Origin of the sequence: Paraliobacillus sp. PM-2 (genome assembly GCF_001368815.1) — a bacterium.
GTDB lineage: Bacteria > Bacillota > Bacilli > Bacillales > Amphibacillaceae > Paraliobacillus.
Window position 1 is genome coordinate 1754510 of record NZ_CTEI01000001.1, and the last position, 18019, is coordinate 1772528.

The 18019-nt window shown below is 34.3% G+C and carries 14 protein-coding genes and 1 riboswitch; of the genes, 7 read left to right on the forward strand and 7 right to left on the reverse strand.

All coding sequences use genetic code 11. The features are described from left to right. Positions 1 to 5: 5 nt before the first annotated feature. Positions 6 to 1910: a Dam family site-specific DNA-(adenine-N6)-methyltransferase gene (locus BN1058_RS08130; RefSeq protein ID WP_090855453.1), complete on the reverse strand. Its 1905-nt coding sequence runs from the start codon at positions 1908 to 1910 to the stop codon at positions 6 to 8. Positions 1911 to 1958: 48 nt separating this feature from the next. Next, on the reverse strand, positions 1959 to 2177 hold the full coding sequence (locus tag BN1058_RS08135; RefSeq protein WP_090855456.1) for a hypothetical protein: 219 nt from the start codon (positions 2175 to 2177) through the stop codon (positions 1959 to 1961). Between the two features lie 311 nt (positions 2178 to 2488). Here BN1058_RS08135 and BN1058_RS08140 point away from each other — a divergent pair, with 311 nt between their 5' ends. From BN1058_RS08140 to BN1058_RS08170, 7 genes are all read left to right on the forward strand, one after another. Beyond that, positions 2489 to 3559, forward strand: coding sequence for a hypothetical protein (locus BN1058_RS08140; RefSeq protein WP_090855459.1), 1071 nt, complete (start codon positions 2489 to 2491; stop codon positions 3557 to 3559). A 604-nt stretch (positions 3560 to 4163) separates the two neighbouring features. Next, a complete protein-coding gene (locus BN1058_RS08145) occupies positions 4164 to 4793 on the forward strand; it encodes a hypothetical protein (protein ID WP_090855462.1) in 630 nt (209 codons plus the stop codon). A gap of 132 nt (positions 4794 to 4925) precedes the next feature. Then, positions 4926 to 5540 (forward strand): recombinase family protein, encoded by a 615-nt coding sequence (locus BN1058_RS08150; RefSeq protein WP_090855465.1) that lies wholly within the window; start codon positions 4926 to 4928, stop codon positions 5538 to 5540. 860 nt (positions 5541 to 6400) lie between these two features. Continuing rightward, a complete protein-coding gene (locus BN1058_RS08155) occupies positions 6401 to 6898 on the forward strand; it encodes a helix-turn-helix domain-containing protein (RefSeq protein ID WP_090855468.1) in 498 nt (165 codons plus the stop codon). Next, a complete protein-coding gene (locus BN1058_RS08160) occupies positions 6895 to 7545 on the forward strand; it encodes a DNA-methyltransferase (protein ID WP_090855471.1) in 651 nt (216 codons plus the stop codon). Before BN1058_RS08155 ends, BN1058_RS08160 begins: the two co-directional genes overlap by 4 nt. 723 nt (positions 7546 to 8268) lie before the next feature. Further along, a complete protein-coding gene (locus BN1058_RS08165; RefSeq protein ID WP_090855474.1) occupies positions 8269 to 8676 on the forward strand; it encodes a DUF3173 family protein in 408 nt (135 codons plus the stop codon). 1 nt (position 8677) lies between these two features. Continuing rightward, the gene (locus BN1058_RS08170; RefSeq protein WP_090855476.1) at positions 8678 to 9907 is read left to right on the forward strand and encodes a site-specific integrase; all 1230 of its coding nucleotides are present in this window, start codon (positions 8678 to 8680) and stop codon (positions 9905 to 9907) included. 81 nt (positions 9908 to 9988) lie between these two features. Here the strand turns inward: BN1058_RS08170 and guaA are convergent, their stop codons facing one another. The 5 genes from guaA to BN1058_RS08195 form a co-directional block, all read right to left on the reverse strand. Next, positions 9989 to 11509: a glutamine-hydrolyzing GMP synthase gene (gene guaA, locus BN1058_RS08175; RefSeq protein WP_090856091.1), complete on the reverse strand. Its 1521-nt coding sequence runs from the start codon at positions 11507 to 11509 to the stop codon at positions 9989 to 9991. A gap of 102 nt (positions 11510 to 11611) precedes the next feature. Then, positions 11612 to 11713: riboswitch (purine riboswitch) on the reverse strand. A gap of 158 nt (positions 11714 to 11871) precedes the next feature. Then, a complete protein-coding gene (locus BN1058_RS08180; protein ID WP_090855478.1) occupies positions 11872 to 14076 on the reverse strand; it encodes a transglutaminase TgpA family protein in 2205 nt (734 codons plus the stop codon). Then, complete coding sequence (locus BN1058_RS08185; RefSeq protein WP_090855481.1) at positions 14076 to 15335, reverse strand: DUF58 domain-containing protein; 1260 nt, start codon at positions 15333 to 15335, stop codon at positions 14076 to 14078. Before BN1058_RS08185 ends, BN1058_RS08180 begins: the two co-directional genes overlap by 1 nt. Further along, entirely contained in the window at positions 15332 to 16294 is a 963-nt protein-coding gene (locus BN1058_RS08190; protein WP_090855484.1) for an AAA family ATPase, read from the reverse strand. The genes BN1058_RS08185 and BN1058_RS08190 overlap by 4 nt, the downstream gene beginning before the upstream one ends. 231 nt (positions 16295 to 16525) lie before the next feature. Beyond that, positions 16526 to 17893, reverse strand: coding sequence for a TrkH family potassium uptake protein (locus BN1058_RS08195; protein WP_090855487.1), 1368 nt, complete (start codon positions 17891 to 17893; stop codon positions 16526 to 16528). Positions 17894 to 18019 lie beyond the last annotated feature (126 nt).

The following is an 18019-nucleotide window of genomic DNA, read 5'->3' on the forward strand; positions in this document are numbered from 1 at the left end:
TCCTGTTAGTAACCTATGAATATAAACTCTTCTACCCTGTTGTTATTACTACCGACTTTATTTCTTTGATTACCAAAAGAATAAAGATGATCTACAGCAACAACATCAACATTCCTTTTATATCTTGCCAATAGTTCTAGCATTTCATCTTTTGTCGGCAGAGAATTAGAAGAATACGAAACTAATAAAATGCTATCCTGATGTTTTTTAAATAATAAATCGAAAGCACTGTATGCACCATTCCGAGTGCTAAATGGTGTAGGATAGCTTTTGAATTTCTTTGTTTTGGTGTGTTGCTGAATTTCTATACCTTTCCAATCAATCGCTAACCCCTCAACAAAATGATACCTTCTAATGTATTCATTATCAGAATGCGGGCTAAAATATGGTGGATCGATATAAACTAAGTCAGCTTTTTTTCTAACATTTAAAGCATCACCATGTCTTGACTTATTTTTTTTTCCATTATCAAATACTGCATCATTATATACCTTCACAGCATTCAAAAAGTGCTCTCGGAGATTTACTTTTAAGTCTTTACGACCATCATCATATTTATCCAATCCAGTGTAAGTAAAAATACCCCTCGGTCTTCTCTTCATACATGCTCTTATTAATGAAGACATCGCTAAGGCTTCTTTCTTTTTATTTCGTAACAATGGTATATTTGCTCTTAAATTATCAATAAAAAGGTTATCTTCATTACTGAAATAAATCCCTTCAAAGGTATTAGAAACAAAATCATCAGAATTCTCATTTACTCTGAGTAATTTATTTATATCACTTTCAGTTAGGATTGTATTATTGTTTTCAATTAGTGCCTTAGTAAAAACGGATGCCATCCCCATGTAATCATTACTTAAAACTTCTTTTCCTTGTGTCTTAAACATATAAGAAACTATACCACTTCCAGAGAACAAGTCCGCAACTGTCTCAAATTCAAAAACAGAAGCTACAGACCAAATGACATCAATTAGATTCCTTTTACTACCCATGAATCGGGTAGAGGGATATTTAGACACTTGATCAGGAAGAGTAATTTGATCAGGTACAACCTTAAAGTTTTTTTTAGGTTCTACTCTAACAAGTACATCTTCTCCTCGTCTTTTATTCCCTTTACTATTTATATTTCTCTTTGTCTGATGGACACTTATATCAAACTCACTATAAAGGTTATGGACTAGCTCATGGTTTGAATTAGTAAGAAGTACATGGCAACCTAATTCATGCAATCTCTTCACTTCCATCGCTAATTCTATATGATCTTCTTCATAAAACTGTTCCTTGGTATACCTTTTAAAATCTGAGTACTCACTTATAGGAAGGTAAGGAGGATCTAAAAAAATAAAATCTCCAGGATTTGCATATTTTTGCAATACAGATTTATAATCACCTTTAATAATTAACTTATTCTGCAACATTTCACTTACTGCTCTTAGATTTTCTTCATTACAAATATTTGGGTTTTTGTAATGACCATATGGAACGTTAAATTCACCTTTTCTGTTAACACGATATAATCCATTAAAACATGTTCTATTAAGATAGATTGTACGAGCAGCTCTCTCTATTTTAGAAAGTTTAGAAATGTCATTTTTTCTAACATTTAAGAAAAAATCATGTTCATTAGGCATACTCTTCAACAACTTAATAACTTCTTCCACATCAGAAGCAATTGATTTATAGAGATTAATGAGTTCTTCGTTCACATCTGCAATCACTGCATTTTGAGGCTCTAAGTCAAAAAACAATGCCCCTCCCCCAATAAAAGGTTCAATGTATTTATTAAATTGTCCTTTTTTAGGACTTGCATCTCTAAGGATATCTAGCATTTGTGTTTTTCCACCAGCCCACTTTAGAACTGGTTTTGCTTTTCGTAATTCTAAGTTGTCAAATAAAGTATTTTGCATTTTTCTAATATCTCCTTAACCAATTTTGAAACTATTGGTTCAATTTATCTATTCGATTTCCACACCTTGCTCTTGAAGGTATTTAATAATCAAACTTTCTACTAAGGTTGATTTGTTATAGTTATTATCCTTACAGTGACTAGCCAATATAGTCTTAATTCTATCATCCAAACTAAAAGTGACAGGTTTTCTTCTTTGACCAGATTTCACTTGAGTTGTTTCTTTTGTATGAACACTAAAAGTCTTACTATAACTCACTTCACTCATCCCCTTAACTCCCCAATCCATTTAAAAACATCTGAAGTTTAATATCTTAACTAGTTTAATTTATTCATTTTATACTTCTTACAATACATACTTCGACATTTTTAAAGAAATTCCTGTAATAAATTTAATAAACTTATTAAATTTATTTTGACAGATTTCAGGCTATTTTTGCAACTTTTTTTTTATTTAATGATTTTTTTTACTTATTTAATGGTAATATGGTAACATAAGTAAAGGAATATTATACCAAGTAAATATACAGCATTATATATTACCAAAAGTTAGATAAATAAACTCTCGGAGGCGATTTAGTGAAACGTCTTAATAAAAAAGCGGTCACCGCAACTGTTGCTTTAGTTGGAACATTAGTGTTAGGAAGTACAGTGTATGGATTAGCACAATCCAAACACTTACAAGAAACAAGAACAGCAATTGAGCAAGAACAGGAAAGTCTAGACAGTCTATCTGCAAAGTTAGAGAGTTACCAATCAAAAGACGGTTACTTATCTAAAGATTTAACTGTTGAAAAGTTAGATGAGATTAAAAACTCTTTGAACTTGGTAAAGGATTCTTACATTGACTTTCATATCGAGAAGGATGACCTAAAAGAGGATATAAAGGTCATCAAGATCGATAAGAAGGCTATTAAACAAGAATTAAAGGTATTAAACAGAAAGTTGATTGTACAAAAGGCGGTAAATAGTCTCTTTGAAGACGATGTTCTTATTGGTAACAAGGTGTCTAAGCAAGCAATTGCTCATCCTATAACTGAGGGTCAGATAAATTTAGTAAAGACTAAGTACATCGGTTCAGTTAGTGTGGGTTCTAAGTGGGAGAATGCTATTAAGTCTATTGTAGACGAAGCTACTTCACAGTTAAAACAGGTTAGAAAAGCTGAACAAGAGGTTATCAAAGCGTATAAGAATAACTCAGTGATAGAAGGGGTATCTAGAGACACTTATAAAAAAGCTAAGACGGAAGTGGATAAAGTAGTAAATCAAACTATTAAGGATACTTTATCAGGTAATTTAGGAAAAGTGTTAGAAGTGATTGAAGATAATGAAGCTGAGTCTGAAAGATTAGCTAAGGAAAAGGAACAAGCTGAGGCACAACAAGTTCAGAAACAGTCTACTAGTGGTACTAAGTCTAGTAGTAGCACTTCTACTAAGTCTAGTACTACTACAACTAAGAAGTCTACTAGTAGTAGCGGTACAACTACTAAAAAACCTTCTAGTGGCAACACTAGCGGTAGTAAGTCTGATGGGTCTTGGACTGCTGAGGATGTGGTTAAGACTGGCGAAGGTAGTATAAAAAACCATGGTGGTTCTCAAGAGGGGTCTAATACTTATGAGACTGGAACTTTCGTAATACCCTCTAATTAAGTAAAACTTATTTTACCTTTTCTGTTACTTAACTACTTAAATAGGTCTAAAGATGTTGATAACTTTTCAATATCTTTAGACCTTTTTATTTGTAGTGTAATATGAAGGGAGTGGTATATTAGTGAGAAGGAACAAGCAAAAGTTGTTATCTTTACTGGTGTTGACGTTTGTACTATTACAAACAATTTTTTCACCTTTTTCAGTTTTTGCTACTACGAGTTCTAACTCCGTTAGTTCTACAACTACAGCGCACTGCAAAATTCAATAAATCAATTAAACAGATGCGAACAAATTAGAACACTCCTACAAAAGCCACAAATATTTTCATTTCAAAAGACACCCACCCTCCCCTCACCAACAATTTATTTTCTCTAAACGGTTTATTATGGGACAGCGTTAATTGTTGTCCAGTCCACCATTTTCACTTTTTGTCGTGTGAAGAATAATAATATCCAATCATTTCTTACAAAAAATACTGAATATCATTAGTCCTTCTGCTTTTAAAGAAACTGTTACTATATTTTTTTTAGAAAAAGTAGAGGACAAAAAGTAGGTAGTTTGGACAGCTATTCGCTTACTTTTTCCGAAATAGGATGTGGTTAAAATGAAATTTTATCAAAGATTGAAAAATGTCATGCTGGAACTTTCAGTAGAAGAATCGACACAGGCAAATGAATATGGCAAAGAGGTAATCAAGGAGACATACGAGTATATTTTGAAAGGACGCTACACGAATATCAAACATAAGCAAATTATTCTCAACAACATTGAGCTGTCACCAAAAGAGATTGCTAAACAATATCATCAATCTGAGCAAGCTATCACTAAAGCAAGGTATAGAATTTTTAAAGATTTAGAATCAAGATTATCTAAAAATTATTTATCTTATCTTGAGCAAAGAGATTGGGTGAAAGCAGCTGACCTTCTCTTTCTAGCAAAATCACACAATTTAAGTCAAAACTATTTACTTGATAGTTTCCTAAAAGAATTGAATCAGTCAATAAGGAATCAAAATAAACTAGCCTACACATCCTATCAGCTTAAAGATTGTGCAAAAGAATTAAAACTTTTACGTCTCTATTCCTATCCAATGATGTCAGATTTATTATCGGAGTTTGATTCTAGCAGTCTACAAAAATTAGTCTTTTTAATATTACTATTAGATGGAAAAGTGGGTTCTTCTACTGATCGTCATCAGCTATTTCGCATTCTTGCCAACGGAAATCACCAATAGTGTAAAAGATAAGTATACCTTTGTTTACAGTTATGCCTTAAATAGAAAGCTTGGTATATCTCGTCTTATTAATATTCAAAATTGCATTTTAGAGTGATTTTTTAAGATACCTAAAGAAAGGAGTATTTCTATATGCTTATAGGTTATGCTCGGGTAAGCTCTCAAGGGCAAAATTTAGCCCGACAGGAGGAAAGTTTGGTTCTTGCTGGCTGTGATAAAATATTCAAAGAAAAAGCCTCTGGTGGTGATTTTAATCGCCCACAGTGGCAAGCTCTTTGTCGCTTTGTGCGGGAAGGGGATTGTGTAGTTGTCCATGACTTATCTCGTTTTGGTCGAAATGCAGAACAGATAAAGGTGGAGTGGGAAAGCCTTATAGAGAAAAAGGTAGATGTATGTGTTCTAAACATGCCAATCTTAAACACACAACAGTACAAAGATATGCACGGAGTTGGAAAGTTAATGATAACGATTGTATTTGAGCTAATGTCTTGGCTTGCTGAAGAAGAACGAAATCGAATTCGAGTTGCTCAGCAAGAGGGAATTAACAAAGCGAAAAAAGAAGGTAAATATAAAGGGAAACCTAAAAAATACACAAACACTTCTACTGGTCAAGACAAACTGATTTATGAAAAGGTAATACAGATGATAAAGAATAATCAATCCATTAACCATATTGCTAAAACAACAGGAATAAGTAGACCTACCGTTTATCGGATTAAAAATGAGCTACTTCTTCCCCATTCTTGATTATATTGCCATAGTCACACCCCTATTCTGAAAAAATAGAATATTTTTGTGTGTATCAACTATTTCAGTATTAAGAACGTTTTATTAGTATAATAAGAATAGAACAACAATGTTACCGTAGACTTAAGGGCAAAAAGGTTGACTGTGGTATAAGGCGTAAACTATCAGGATAGCGCCTTATACCTCCCTTCTTTCTATGCGAAACCATCCATTTAATCCACTAATAGATCATGCTAATTATGTAACCAAGTCTAAGACGTAGAAACGACTAAACTTGTAATATAAACTGCTCTAACAAATCTACTATATTCAAACGATGAATGAACATACAAATATCGAGAAGCGCATTATTGCAATAAAGAGCAAGCGGATGAACATATTTGTCATAAGATTAATCAAATTGATCTATTAAAGGACACAGATTTCTTAACCGATATAATAGATATCCATATTTTTATACATATAAAAGCACAACATTATCATTACCTTTCTTGATACACGCAGGTTCTGCAGAAGGACTTAAACCTTTTTATTACTGTTAGTGCATTTTTAGCAGTCTTTTCTAACAAAGACTGCGCATTAAAGCTATACTTGGATTTTTTGATTACATAAAACTGAAATATTCAAGGGGAATTTCACTGCTCATGTCAGAACGAATTATAAATGTAAAGAGAAGAAAGAGATAGTTCATATAGCCATAATTAATCAGTGATCAGACAAAGGATAACTTAGTAAACAAGGTATCGATTAAACCGATTACTGGTTCATTGTGGGGTAAACGTCTCTTCTTCTCTTAGTAACCTTTCTGAATATAGCCATACAATCTATCTTCAGCAGAAAACAGGAGGTGTTTTCATCTTATGGGGTATATTGATCGCAACAAATATGCAGTAGATGATTTAAACAAGCTGATAAATTACAAGACCAAGAGAGGTATCTCTTTAAGATGGCAATCAAGGGCTTACAGTTATTTAAACGCTTTTCGCAGAGGAGCAGGACTCTCTCCTATTCCCTTTCCGAACCATTTGATTGAAGTAGACGTATCTATCAAAGATAGCAATGAAAGGATCAGTAAAGACCTACGTATCACTCCTAAAATGGTTGAGAAGCTAAACTTACAAACATTGCGATTAGATGCAGAACAACATCGAAAAAGGCGCTACACAGCCAATAAAGGTCAGTCCTCTCGGAAGGGGTATATCATTAACTGCAGACATCATAGCCTACAACAACGTGCAGTAATTCAAACATTATTAGAAAAAGGCATAACAAAGACAGCAATTGCAAAACAATTGGGTATTAGTCGTAAACACGTACATTATTTACTTAATAAAGGGAAAGAAGGCACAAAATCATGATGATAAACAATAAAGATGGAAAACGTAGACTTTTCAATGCAGATTATCGAGAATCTCTAGGTCAAACGAGTAAAGCAGGATTAATAATTGCAGATCCTCCATACAACTTGGCATTAGAGGATTGGGATGTAGATTTTAACTTTGAAGAACTTCTAGCAGTTATTTCAGAAAAGCTTGACACTGGGGGTAGCGCATTAATCTTTAACATACTACCTAATGTACTTGAGATGCATCAGTTAGCTGAAAAGATGGGTTTACACGTTCAAGACTTACTAATTTGGATTAAACCTAACTTTCCAGTTAGGTATTTAAGAAAGAAAGGCTACGTCAACAAGAATCGAGAGTTCATTTTATGGGTAAGTAAATCTAAAATTCCGCACTTTCAACTTAAACCTGATGAAACCTATCACAAAGGGGTATTCGATTATCCAAGTCCTGCATTTACTTCTGATTCTGCAGTTTTTCCATACCAAAAACCTAGAGCATTGATTGATGACCTTATTCAAAGGCACAGTCAGCCCTTCGATTTGGTATTAGACTTATTTGCAGGCAGTGGTATTGTTGCCAAGAGCTGTAAACAGTGGAACAGACGATATATTGGATATGAAATTGATGAAAAGCAGTTTAACAAAATTGTATTAGATTAATATCGCTACAAGACCTTACCATTTAACATTGTGTAAGGTCTTTTCTTTTTGCCTTTCAGGGGTAGTTAAACATTTTAACAATTTTGTTCATTTGATAAAAGAAGTAATAACTATTCTTTAAGTAACCAAATGATGGGACGGTTTGGTAAGACCGCTAACTGCTAAAGACTAACTTTATCATCTCTCAACACCCTCCTCCACCTCCTCTATCCTTTAAATACATATAGGAATCTATTAAAAAGGAGCTGAACTTAAATAGCATTTGACTATTTGTTCACACGTTAAAAGATTTAAATAAATTTATGTAAATACATTAAACCCATACATTTCCAATCTAGTTAAAACAAGTTTAAACACATCTAACATTACCCTTTTCACTTCTTTTTAGATTTTAGTTCCTTAGTTACAAAAAGATCACTAAGAACAGAATTCTTAGGGAGAGAACTAATATAGCTTTTTGCATCGACTGCATATCATATATCTTTGAATCTCATTAGTTAAAAAAGGATGCGAGTTATTGGTCAAAACAAGTCATTAACTTTTTTTAGACCTGTAACTCATGGATAGCGTCATCCTTCCCATCGAATGATGTTTAAGGAAATTTTAAGGGTAGTTGATGTTTGATTTAAAGGACATAAATTTAAGGCTAGAAAAGGATGAATTTGCACTTGCCATTACTCCTATTTAACGCTAACATCACACTACTCAAAGGGGTATTTTACTATGAAAGGGAATTTTAGTTTTATTAAAAAAGTTGATTTAATGCAGGTTGGTTTTAATGAAAATACGGCTAGTGAGGTTATACGTTGCGTTAAAAGACAATTGGCTCAAGAAGGGTTGATGTTTTACGACAATCCGAGAACCGACTGTGTACTAACTGATCGCGTTATTGAGTTCCTCTTAGGGGTACCAGGCAATGAAGAAGCTTATCAAAATCCAATCAAATTTCTAACAAACGAATTAGTTCATCGTGATGAGTTAATTGCATGGGGTATACCTAAAGCAGTTGCTAGCGAGCTAATTAAAGAAGCACAGCAAATTATGGCAATGGATGGTTATATCTTTTATCAAAATACTAGAAGATGGTTTGCTCCATCAAGATTAATCAAACAATTATTAGGAGGAAAATAAAATGCCAAACTACGATATAATTCCAAACCTTAAAGAAATCAACGGTAAATGGACATTTACTGCAACACTTGGAACAGACCCTATTACAGGAAAAAAAGTTCAAAAGAGACGTGGTGGGTTTAATTTTAAAAAAGAAGCTTACGAAGCATACTTAAAGATTATAACAGACTGGGAAATTGAAAAACGTACCCTACAAGATAAATCTAGATTAAGTAACATTACATTTAAGACGTTTCTTGACGAATGGTTCATTCCTAATTATCGAAATAAGATTGCACCACAAACGTTTCGGACTAGGATGTCTATTTTACAGAATTATTATCATGCATTTTACTTAAAAGATCTGAAAGACATCAAAAAACGTGATACGACAAAATGGTATAATGATCTACTTGATGAAAGAAGGAGACAAGGAAAAACATCACACAATCATGTGCGTTTAGTAAAACAATTATTAGGTATGATTTTTGACTATGCGATAGAATTGGAATATTGTACAAACAATCCTGCAAGAGAAATTAAATCAGTAAAAAAGGACAGTACTAATATCACATTCTGGACAATTCAAGAATTTAAAAAAGTAATTAATACCTTTTTCATTGACGATTTTTATCAACATTTTGGTTTTGTTACACTCGATCTAATGTTTATGACAGGTATACGAATTGGCGAAGCTTCAGCTTTAAAGTGGGAAGATATAGATTTTAATAAGGGCATTATCGATATCAATAAAACGCTAATATACGAGAATGCACATCGTTATCATTTCGGAAAACCTAAAACAGGTTCCTCTAAACGCAAAATAGCGATTGATCAAGACACGTTAAATGTGCTGAAAGAATGGAAAGAGCGTCAGGAGAAGATCGCTCCTACAGCGTTTGTATTATCTTATAATAGCATTCCAACTAATAAGCATACTGTTAGTCACATACTGAAGCGTCATGCAAAGCTTGCAGGTGTCAAAAGAATTACACCACATGGGTTACGTCACTCCCATGCGAGTCTGTTAATCCATATGAAAGAAGATCCTCTGATTCTCAAAGAACGACTCGGGCATAGTGAAATTCTGATCACTCTTTCTACCTATGCGCATCTCTACCCCAATAGGGATTTTGAACTAGCTAATAGATTGAATAATGTTTTGGAAAGGAATTTCTCCAAAAACGATTTAACTCGCAATCAAGGAAATCAACACTTGAAGCTAAATAATCATTCAAAAAAAATACGGTGACATACCGATGACATAACGGTGACATAGATATTTTAAAGAACGCCAAGCCTTGATATACCTAGGCTTGGCGTTCTCCTGTTATTACTCCCACTCAATCGTAGCAGGTGGCTTACTCGTTACATCATACACAATGCGGTTGACATGATCGACTTCATTGACAATACGCGTGGAGATTTTTTCTAATACATCCCACGGAATTCTTGCCCAATCCGATGTCATTCCATCGATCGATGTTACTGCTCGTATACCAATAGTGTGATCATATGTTCTTGCATCTCCCATGACACCAACACTCTTGATATCAGGTAATACCGTAAAATACTGCCAGATGTCACGATCTAATCCAGCTAATTTGATTTCTTCACGTAAAATCGCATCCGATTCACGCACAATTTCAACCTTCTCAGGAGTAACTTCTCCTAAGACACGAATACCTAGTCCTGGACCTGGGAATGGTTGTCTCCAAACAATTGCTTCTGGCAAACCTAATTCCAATCCAAGCGCACGTACTTCATCTTTAAATAATGTATCTAATGGCTCTAGCAATTCGAACTGCATGTCCTCTGGCAAGCCACCAACATTATGGTGTGACTTGATGGTTTCCGCAGTTTCGGTTCCACTTTCTACAATATCGGTATAAAGTGTTCCTTGTGCTAGGAAGTCCATGTCTTTTAATTTTTCCGCTTCATCATCAAACACATAAATGAATTCATTTCCAATGATTTTACGTTTTTGCTCTGGATCTGTTACACCTTTTAGTTTACTTAAGAAACGATCTTGTGCATCGACCTTAATGATGTTCATATGGAAGCCATCACGGAAGGTTTCCATAACCATCTCGCCTTCATTTTTTCGAAGTAAACCATGGTCAACAAAAATACATGTTAGTTGGTCACCGATTGCTTTGTGAATAAGTGCCGCTACAACAGATGAATCTACGCCACCACTTAAAGCACATAATACTTTGCGATCGCCTACTTTTTCTTGAATTTTTTCTATTTCTTGTTCAACAAAGTTTGCCATCGTCCAATCGCCTTGACAATTACACACGCCGAAGACAAATTGTTTTAAAAGGTCATTTCCATAAATCGTATTACGGACTTCTGGATGGAATTGCACACCATATAATTGCTTTTCTTCATTACTCATTGCTGCAACTGGAGTAGATGTACTTGTTGCTTCTACAACAAAATCTGCTGGTGCTTCCATAATTTTATCGCTGTGGCTCATCCAAACCGTTTGTGTATTTGGTGTACCTGTAAAAAGCTTCGCCTTATCTGTGACATGAATATCTGCTTTTCCATATTCACGCTCATTTGCTCGCTGTACTGTTCCACCAAAATGATGTGTCATTAATTGCATCCCGTAACAAATCCCTAAGACAGGAATACCTAGATCAAATATTCCTTCATCACAACGAAAGCTGTCTTCACCATACACACTATGAGGACCACCAGAAAGAATAATTCCTTTTGGATTCATTGCTTTAATTTCTTCTAACGTTAAGCGATGTGAGTGAAGTTCACTATACACACCAAATTCTCTTATTCTTCTTGTAATTAATTGGTTATATTGACTACCAAAATCTAATACAAGAACCATTTCATTATTTACCTGCAAAGCCTGTCAACCCCTTCATCTAGCATTAACTTCCCTTATATATAACGAAAAATCCGTCTCCTTCATAGTAGAAGACAGATTTAAAAAGAGTAAATCTGCCTCCATAGTCGAGAAATTCACGGTATCTCGTTAGAAACTCCCGAACCATATTATCGAGATTATATCGAGGTAGTTTTATTATATATTTATCCCACATTATCTAGTAGTAATACCTAATTCACGACTTATGAAAAAGATAAACCACTAGTAAGTGGGATTGTTCACTTAACAATCAGTATTAAATGAAAAATGATACACGGATCGTAGTTATACTTTACTTATTCTATCAACGCCATCTATATCGGTCAAGAGAATATACGTTTTAACATATCTTCCCATAACTCATGCGCATGTTCATCCTGGTCAATAGAAACTTCATTACGGTACAAAATTCTTTCATACATCGTAGTTAACTGTTGCATTTTGTCTATACCTAGGTGTTGATCTACTCTAACAGCATACTCCCTTAGTGTCTCACCTGGCTTCTGCTTCATTCCTTTATAATTTAAAACACGTAGCAAATAATGATATGCATGTTCAAACACTTCAACACTAGCAAATGATGCATAACGATACATCATCAAACGATTTAACCATCGATAGCGATACAGATACAAGGTGACACCAACAATCATTATAAGAACGATTATTATCCAAGCATACCAACCAAAAGCATGAGCTGAATCATCATTTTCTGCTATATTATCGTTTGTTTCTTCTTGCTTTTTTGCTTCTTCTTGTTGTTGGTTTTCTTGTTGTTGTTCTTCAGTCATTGTATCTTCTTCCGTTTCTGTGTCTGTTGCTTCACCATTTGCTTCTTCATAGAAATCTGCACTACCAGAAAAACCAATGGTTGGTTCAAACGGAACCCATCCTACATTTGGAAAATAAACTTCAACCCATGAGTGTGCATTTCCATTGGTTACTTCATATGTGTTTTTTTCATTTCCAAATGTTTGGGCCTGATCCGTCAATTGCCCTCCAGTAAAACCTTTTGTCCAACGTGCAGGAATATCTAATGCACGTAACATAACAACCATAGACGTAGAAAAATTATCACAGTAACCTACTTGTGTATCAAATAAAAATTGATCGACATAATCTTCTTCGGCTTCAGGAATTGCTACGTCTTTTGTTTGATAAGTGAAATCTCCTTTATCAAAGTAGCCTTCAATCGCTTTCGTCTTATCATATCGATTCGTAGCATCCTTTGTAATCTCTTTAGCTAACTCTATGACTCGATTTGGTAGACTATTGGGTAATTGTAAATAATTGGACTGGATATCCATAGGATCATTTGGTTTTTCTTGCCTTAGTTGATTCAGTGCAAAAGCCGGATAGTCATATTGTACATTGTAGTCATTAAACAAAGCAGAATAATCATTACCTTCTATTTCTATCGTTCCAGTTTCTCGATCAAATAAATAATCTATTTGATCAGGCCCCATAATTTCATTCGTTCCGTATGGATATACTAATTTGGTGAAATTAACTTGATCGGTAAAAGTGATCGACGCATCAAGTCTCTTTGTTTTCACTTCTGGTGAAAACATTTCTAGATTAAATGAACCATTCGGTCGCAATTGAAAATCTAGGTTTGTTGAACGCTCCCAACCTTTTCCGGTATATCTATCTTTAGACTCAATTCTAAAGTAATGTCGCTGTTTAGAATCAACTATAAAAATAGGAGTATCATCTTGAATGAATGAACCACCAAGTTGGGTATCATCTTCACCATAACCGGCCTTTTGTATGGCATGGTTCCCACCTTCCTTGAATCCTGCATCTTCTGCTGTACTCGTGATATATGGTACTGGATCAGGCCAAATCGGCTCAAATTTTGGTGCGAGGAAACCAAATACAATTAAAATAGGTAATAAAACAAAAATTGGCATTAGACTTGAAGCAAACCATTTACCGAAAATAGGCCGAATTAATTCTCGGTTCATTTGATTTAAAAAGCTAGCTATTGCAAGTACAAATAAAGAAATAATAAACGTTCGAACAATCGCTGTATTTGCTTGATAAGCAGTGAACGTATCCAAGATTGTAATATATATAAAAGTAAATAACACAAAAGGAAAAACACGCTTCACAACAACAAACCAATAATACAGTAAGTAAGTCATTAACCAAAGAATGAACAAGAACAACATAGTCCTAAAAAAAGGGGTGAAATCTGTCCATATTTGATTTTGTATTAAGCCAATATTATAGTCTATTTGTGTAGCAAAGCGTTGAAACCATACATGAGTAGCTATTGTTTCTTGTAAAAACAACCCATCCAATATAATTACTATTGCTACTAATTTTAAAGGGATCGCAATCCATCTCGTCAAATTTAAATATGATAATAAAAAACAAAAACCCGCAAATACAACAAACACTTCTACATTTCCAGTGTCTGAAATGATTGCCAATGGTCGTAGCCATTCCCAAAATAACAGAAATCCACCTAAGTACAGTAATGTATGAAAAACCTTCGACTCCGTTTGATGATAATGAGTCATTAGACACTCACCTCTATGACCGCTTGTTTCAATTTATCCTCTGTTATTCGATTTAATGTGATGTCCATATAACGACATTGTTCTAAATACCAGTTATCTTCATCTGTCCATTCTTCCGACGCCTTGGTCATATAAACAACTACTCGATTCATTTTTTTACATAATTGTCCTAGCACTTGCATGCGTTCTTGTGTTAGGTTCGAAACGAAGACATGAACAATTAAATTAGGAGATAGTACGTTTACATTTTTTCTTAATTGTTCAGAAAACGATCCCTCACCTTCTGGTTGAACCATAGCAAGATGTTGTAAAATAGCATGCTTACCTCCTATTTGTATAGAAGAAAAATATTTTGTTTGTTCCCCAATACTTAATAAACTAAGATTAGTATTTTTCCCATCATACCCATTCAAAAAGGAGTGAACCAATTCCACATTTGCTTCAAATGCTACTGTATTTGTTCCTTGGTAGTACGAAGCATCTAAGATAAGTAATTGATCTGTATGCTTTTCTTGTTCAAATTCTTTTGTAATCATCTCTTGCTTCCTTGCGGTTGCCTTCCAATCAATCCAAGAAAATCTATCACCTGGCATATATTCACGTATGCCATTAACAACGTGTGTGTGTGAAGAATGTGTCGCATACCTAGGTGATGCACCCTCGTCTATATTATTTCTTGATTGCCTCATGGCTAACCGTCTTGTTTGCGGATACACGATTAACGTATTCTCCAACGGGAAACTATATTGCTTTTGAATGATTCCAAAGAAATCACTTGTTTTCACTCGAGTTGCTTGTAATTGGTGTAACCCACGAGGTAATGCATCTAACACATAACGATAAGTGATTATCCTTTTAAATAAAGGGAAGTGAATCTTCTTTTTAACACGATTCTTTCGAGTGACGTTTGGTTGATTTAGAAATTGATAGATTTCTCTTGAATAATAAGCGTTTTTTAATGATGGACCAAAACAATCCTCAATAATTATAAATGGTAAGGGTACACCTACCTTACGTGTTATTTCAACAGTTACTTCTACCTTACCTCCTGCATACCGCGTAGCATGTGATAGTGTTCGATTAATCTTCCATCTTGAAATAGGATAAAGAAGGAAAAGAATGAAATATAAAAATAACGGGACAAATGCATAAAAAAGAAACCAACTAACAAAGCCGCCTTGAAACATTGCATAAGAAAATAAAACACCAAACAAAACAATCAATTGTAATATTCTACTTATAAGATGAAACTGGTTCATTGATGTTGTTCCTTCCGTATGGGAACTTCTACTTGTTGGAGTATGTCATGGATAACACGCACTGATTCGACTCCCTCAAACTTTGCCTCTTGTGAAAGGATGATACGATGCCCCAATACATAAGGTGCTAGGTACTTCACATCATCTGGTAAGACATAGTCACGATTATGAATCAATGCATAGGCTTTAGCAGCTTTCATTAGTGCAATCGATCCTCGTGGACTAACACCTAAGTAAATAGAGGTATGTTCACGGGTTGCTGTTATTAATTGAATAATATAGCTTTGTATCATTTCATCAATAAACACGTGACAGACTTCTTTTTGTAACGATAATAGTTCAGTTTTATCCATTACTGCTTCAATTGTATCAATTGGATGCTTTTGTGATACTTTCCGAAGCATTTCTAATTCTTGTTCAACGGTTGGATAACCCATATTTAATTTAAGTAAAAACCGATCTAATTGAGCTTCTGGAAGTGGGTATGTTCCCTCATATTCAATTGGATTTTGTGTAGCCATTACAAAGAAAGGTTTTTTTAAATCAATGGTTTGCCCATCCACTGTTACATTCCCCTCTTCCATCGCTTCTAACAAGGAAGACTGTGTTTTAGGAGATGTTCGATTAATTTCATCAGCAAGTACAACATCCCCCATAATTGGGCCATTTCTAAATTCAAACTTCATCTCTTTTGGATTATAAATAGAAACTCCGGTAACATCTGAAGGTAATAAATCTGGGGTGAATTGAATTCGTTTGAAGTCACAGTCTAATGATTTAGCTAATGTTTTTACAAGCATGGTTTTTCCAACGCCTGGTACATCTTCTAGCAAAACATGCCCCTCAGACAGTAATGCGACTAAGCTTAACAGGCTTACTTCTTCTTTTCCGATAATCACGCGGTTTATATTATTGAGTACACTTCCTATTGTGGGATGATAATTAGCTGTTTTTGTCATGCGATCCTTGTTCCCCTTCCAATCTACAATAAAAATTAATTCATTATGTTAACTATACTACATGACCATATAGGGAACGCAAGCAAATACAAACAGAATATGAAGAATTAATGTGTTATTTTTTTTCACTAGTTTAATTACCAGATTCCCTAATTAAAAAAGCACCTATAGCAGAAACGCTTTTTTCAAGCGCTCCTCTATAGGTGCCTATTCACAAAATTATTTTTGTTGTTATCCAATAATAATTTTTTCTGTTGGATAGCGATAAACATCTTTTTTCTCTTTTCCTCTTATCATAAATAAGAAGGAGAAAATACCAATACGTCCAACGAACATTAAAAACATAATAATTAATTTACCAATCACACTTAAATCTGCTGTAATCCCCAGAGACAAACCAGTTGTTCCGAAGGCAGACGAAACCTCGAACAAAAGAGCAAGTGGCGAGAAATCTTCTGTAACACTTAATATTATGGTTGAAATAATACAAAGCATAGCAGCGGTCGTGATTACAATAAAAGACCGCAAGACATCTTCTTGTGAGATTTGTCTACTAAAGACTTTAATACTTGTATTACCTTTAGCATAATTTAAAATAGCTAACAGCATAATTGCAAAGGTCGTCGTTCGAATCCCACCACCAACACTACTAGGCGAAGCACCAATAAACATAAGGACACTCATCATTAATAATGTTGGAGCGGAAAAATTATTCATATCCATGGTTGCAAGCCCACCATTTCGAGTAGTTACAGACTGAAACAGACTATAAAATAATGTCTCGTGCCACGATTTATCCATAAAGAAATGGTTACGCTCAAATAAAAAGATGAAAACAGCACCAATCACAATCAAAGAAAAGAAAGTAATGGTTGTTAACTTTGTAAACAATGAAAATGAATGCTTTTCATGTATTCCATGATGTTTCCCTCTTAAAAGCTCTTGCACCTCAATTAATACTGGAAAACCAATTGCACCTAAAATAAGTAGTACCATATTGATGAATTGTACAAAATAATCATCGGCAAACGGAATTAAAGAATTCCCTGTAATATCAAAACCTGCGTTTGTCGTAGCACTAACTGCAGCAAAAAACCCCTGCTCCAAGGCTACAAACCAACTATCATAATAACTCAAAAAATATGTAGTTAAAATAATTGTTCCAAAAAGTTCGATAATCAAAACGATTTGTAAGATTTTCAGCATTAGTTTCACTAAACCTGAAAGTGTCGTTCTATTCTGATCAATTCGAATCAGCTGTCTTCCACGCAATCCAATTTTCTTACCAAATAAGATGTAAAGGAATGTTCCAAGTGTCATAATTCCAATCCCACCAAATTGCAAGATAAATGCTAGCGCTACATGCCCTGCTGTGTTAAAGGTATCTGCAGTAGACACAACAGTTAGTCCTGTTACACTAATTCCACTAATAGCAGTAAACATAGTATCAATAAAAGAGAGCGTAGCACCTTCTGTTCTAAAAAACGGCATACTTAATATAAGCGTTGAAACCGCTACAGCTGTTACGTAGAATAAAACAATCATTTGTACAGTAGAAATCTGTTTTGAGAGTTTAAACTGTCTAGAGAATAGTCGCATACAAAAGCTCCTTAAGCTATTAATAACAAAACTATTTGTTAGTGTACCATAATAATATATCCTTAGAAGGGTTTTTTCAAAAAAAGCCTTACATTTGTTAAAAACTGACGAATACATAATAAGAAA